Origin of the sequence: Neisseria weixii, from assembly GCF_042658245.1 — a bacterium.
GTDB lineage: Bacteria > Pseudomonadota > Gammaproteobacteria > Burkholderiales > Neisseriaceae > Neisseria > Neisseria weixii.
On record NZ_JBHSPY010000058.1, the window covers coordinates 1 to 4,795 of the forward strand.

The following is a 4,795-nucleotide window of genomic DNA, read 5'->3' on the forward strand; positions in this document are numbered from 1 at the left end:
CCTCAAAACGAATCGCCCTGTTTCACCGTTCACGATATTTCTTTGGTTGGCGATTCTGCAAACAAATTCCAATTTGCACTGAATAAAGCCATCAAACAATCCGGCTTCCAACCGGGCATGTGTCTGGGTGCGCAAGGCATCAACCACATCATGACGTTAGCGCAAAACGCCGTTATTGACCGCGGCTATACCACCACGCGGATTTTGGCTGCGCCTCAGGATTTGAATTCCGGCAAATTGGAATTGACTGTCTTCCCCGGCCGCATCGGTCAAATCCGTTTTGATGAAAGCCATGCCGCAGAAACCCATGTCGGCCGGATTACCGCATTTCAAAACGAATTTCCTTCTGCTTCAGACGGCCTGTTGAACCTGCGCGATTTGGAACAGGGTTTGGAAAACCTCAAACGCATTCCCACCGCAGAGGCCGATATCCAAATCATGCCGTCTGAAAAAGCGGATGTGAGTGATGTGGTGGTGCAATGGCGGCAGCGCCCCCTTCCCTACCGCCTGACTTTGGGTTTTGACAACTCCGGCAGCAAAGCCACCGGCCGCTATCAGGGCAATGTGACTTTCTCCGCCGATAACCCTTTGGGTTTGAGCGATTTGTTTTACGCTTCGTATAACCGTGATTTAGGTACGCGTTCCGCCGAAACCGATTCAGATGCCCATACGGCCAAAGGCGGTACCAACGGCTATGCTTTCCATTATTCCGTGCCGTTCGGCAAATGGTTGTGGTCTTGGAACCACAGCTACTACCGCTATCATCAGGCCGTGGCGGGTGATTCGGAAGTGTATGACTACAACGGTAAAAGCTGGAACAGCGATGTCGGCGTGAGCCGCCTGCTTTACCGTGATGCCCGCCGTAAAACCCATGCCGCGTTCAAATTGTGGCAGCGCGAGACGCACAGCTTTATCAATGATGCGGAAATCGAAGTGCAACGCCGCCGCACGGCCGGTTGGTCTGCCCATTTAAGCCATAAGGAATACATCGGCCAAGCCACGTTGAATCTGGGCTTGGGCTATAAACGCGGTACCGGCCGCAATAACAGTTTGTCAGCGCCGGAAGAAGCTTTCGGTGAAGGGACTTCGCGCATGAAGATTATTACGGCCGATGCCGGTGTCAATCTTCCGTTTCAGTTAGGCAAACAGAATCTTACGTTCGACAGTAATCTTCATGCGCAACGGAATAAAACGCCATTGACACCTTTGGACAAAATTTCTATCGGCAACCGTTATACCGTGCGCGGTTTTGACGGCGAAACCACGCTCTCCGCCGAGCGCGGCTGGTATTGGCGCAACGATTTGTCTTGGCACTATCAACCTAATCATCAGTTTTATCTGGGGATGGATACCGGCCATGTTTCCGGCCGTTCTGCCGAATATTTACTGGGGCAAAGTTTGACCGGTGCAGCCGTAGGTGCACGCGGTCAGGTTAAGGCGGGCGGACAGTTCTTCTATGACCTCTTCGTGGGTAAACCCATTAAAAAGCCCGAACATTTCCGCACTGCCAACACGACTGTCGGCATCAATCTGAATTACAGTTTCTAATCCCATCCCTACCCTCATGCCGTCTGAAAACCGCAGGCATGGGGGTATTCTTGCTTCATAGGAACCCGCCATGAACAAAACCCGTTACAAAGTCATCTTCAATAAAAAACGCGGCATGATGATGGCTGTTGCCGAAAATACCGCACGCGGCGGTAAAAACGTTCGGGATGGGTCGGCCGTTACCGTTTCAGACGGCCAAGGCGCCAAATTTCAAATGCAAGTTGCAGCATTCTCGGTTTTATTGGCTGCCGGTTCGGCCGCAATGACACCGGCTTATGCGGCAGGGATTCAGGCGGACAAATCCGCGCCTTTGAGCCAACAACCCACCGTTTTACAGACGGCCAACGGACTGCCGCAGGTCAACATCCAAACCCCGGGTGCGGGCGGCGTGTCGGTCAACCAATACCGCCAATTCGATGTCGACAAACGCGGTGCCATCTTGAACAACAGCCGCAGCAATGTGCAGACGCAGCAGGCGGGTTGGATTCAAGGCAACCCGTGGCTGGCACGCGGTGAAGCCCGGGTGATTGTGAATCAGGTCAACAGCACCAATCCTTCGCTGCTCAACGGCTATGTTGAAGTGGCCGGCCGCCGCGCAGATGTGGTATTGGCCAATCCTGCCGGTATTCAGGTAAACGGTGCGGGCTTTATCAATGCGGCCGGCGTGACATTGACAACCGGCAAACCGCTGTTTGACAACGGCAACCTTAGCGGCTTCCAAGTACGCGACGGTAACATTGCCGTCAACGGTGGCGGCTTGGATACCTCCAATGCCGACTATACCCGCATTCTTGCCCGCGCTGCGCAAATCAATGCCGGTGTATGGGCAAAAGATTTAAGCGTGGTATCGGGCAGCAACGATGTAGCGGCCGACGGCAGCCACACCCAAGTTTCAGACGGCCGCCCAGCTCCTGCCGTGGCCATCGACACCGCGCAACTGGGCGGTATGTATGCCAACAAAATTAAGCTGGTTTCCACCGACAAAGGCTCTGCCATCCATCATGCCGGCCAAGCCTTTGCCAAGGCTGGCGGCGTAACACTGAGTGCAGACGGTAAAGTCGGCAACAGCGGCAGCATCATCGCCGCCGACAACACGCAAAGCCCGAATGAGGCGGCGAATGCGGCCATTCAAGCTGCGGCGTTTGACAACAGCGGCACCGTGTCATCCCAAGGCAAAACCGCAATTCAAAGCCCGAAAGTCAGCAACAGCGGCCTGATCACCTCATCCGACGAACTGAATATCCGCACACAAAACCTCGACAACCGCCAAACCCTGCAGGCTGCCCGTTTCGACATCGAAACCGGCCGTCTGAACAACAGCGGCGACATGGCGCAAACCGGTTTGCAAAGCCTCACTATTGAAGCCGGCAAATTGAACAACAGCGGTCTAATCGCTTATGCCGACCAAGACCATGTTTCCGGCAACGGCGGCAATGCTGCCCCAAGCACGCCTGCCACACCGACCACCGCCGCCGCGTCAGGCCGAATCCAAACTCAAAATGATGCGACTGCCGTACCGCTGACCTTGGCCGAAGGCCGTCTGAAGGTTTCAGACGGCCTGGAAAACAGCGGCAAGCTGCATTTGGGCAACCTGAATGCCCGAGGCGCATTATTGGACAACCGCGAAGGCGAAATCATCACCCGCCAAGCCGGGATTACTGCGCAAACCCTGGACAACCGCCAAGGCTCGTTAACTGCCACTGAAACGCTTACCATACGCAACCAAACCACTGATAACCGCCGAGGCACCCTGCAATCCGGCGGCAGCTTGGCTGCAGCCGTCCAAACCTTGGACAACAGCAACGGCCGACTCACCGTCAACCGACAGGCCGGTATCAAAGCCGCAGCCCTGCTCAATCCAAACGGCCAAATCGACACAGGCCGTCTGAAAGCCGAAGCCGCCCGTCTGGACAACAGCTCAGGCAAAATCCGCAGTGACGAAATGACCGGGCTTAAGGTTTCAGACGGCCTCGAAAACCCAAGCGGCCTCATCAGTTCAGCCAAAGACATCCGCATCCACGACGGTAATCAGCAAACCTTAAACATTAACAATGCTTCGGGTGAAATCCTGGCCGGGCAAAATCTCGACATCCAAGCCAAAACGCTGGCGGCACAAGGAGGGCTGGCGGCCAATCAAAACCTGTCGCTCAATCTTAAAGACAGCTTTACCGCCGAACAAGACATCCGCGCCGGACAAGGTTTGAGCGTCAGCAGCGAGGGCGGCATCAACAACAGCTACACGCTGGAAGGCGGCCGTTTCGCGCTGCTCGAAGCCCAAAACATCAACAATACCTCTACCGGTGTCATCCAATCCGGCAGCGACACCCGACTCACAGCGCAAAACCTGACCAACCGCGGTTTAATCAACAGCAACGGTCTGACACTTTTGGATGCCGGCAATACCGTACTGAACATCGGCACCGGCCGCGTGTATGGCGGCTGGGTCGGTATTGAAGCGGATAAGCTGGTGAATCAAGAAGAAACGGCCAACGGCGAAACCAAAGCTGCCACCATCGCCGCGCGCGGGCATTTGGCCGTGGGGGCGAAGGAGATTACCAATCAGGAAGAGGCGAAGCTTTCCAGCGAAGGCAGTTTGAATATCGGCGGCAGTTTGGATGAGCAGCATCAGGCGCAAGGTATGGCTGACCGTTTGATTAATGCCAGTGCCACGATTGAAGCCGGTGGAAATGCACGAATCGCAGCGAAATCTCTGGGAAACCTGAACAAGCACTTCGAATTGGAGGAATATCTGGCCGAAACCAGCGGACAAATCAAAGAATACGCACCAGCGGGAGAGGCTGTCCGTTATCGTGAAGGCAGGGATGGGACATTTGATAATTCTCGCAGTGAGAAAGACCAAAAGACCGCGGGCTTTCATTTCCCGGATGGCAGCCAAGTTGAAGCCGAGCATTGGAATGTATGGGACTACCATATCAAAACATACCGCCAGCGGATTAAAACAAGCAAGCCGGCGGAAATTCTGATTGGCGGCAATCTGATTGCTGCTGGCAGCAACTGGCTGAACTCAGACAGCCACATATTGATTGGCGGTAATTTGGATTCAGACGGCCTGGAGGAAAACATCAACAATCAGGGCACACAAGGACAAGGTCGATTAGAAAACATTGGTCAGCAGTATCTCTCAACTTGGGATAAACGCTGGTATTCCGGAAAGCGTCGCCCCCGTCGTGTAGAAAGAGAATATGCTGCATACACACCTGTCGAGCCTTTCACCCATGACCTTGAC

At 54.5% G+C, this 4,795-nt stretch carries 2 protein-coding genes; both read left to right on the top strand.

Annotation, left to right across the window (positions count from 1 at the left end; genetic code table 11):
• Nucleotides 1-1,548 (top strand): ShlB/FhaC/HecB family hemolysin secretion/activation protein (locus ACFPVS_RS13425; protein ID WP_378595851.1); only part of this gene is annotated, 1,548 nt, incomplete at its 5' end.
• 70 nt (nucleotides 1,549-1,618) lie between these two features.
• On the top strand, nucleotides 1,619-4,795 hold a 3,177-nt coding region (locus ACFPVS_RS13430; RefSeq protein ID WP_096295120.1), incomplete at its 3' end, for a two-partner secretion domain-containing protein.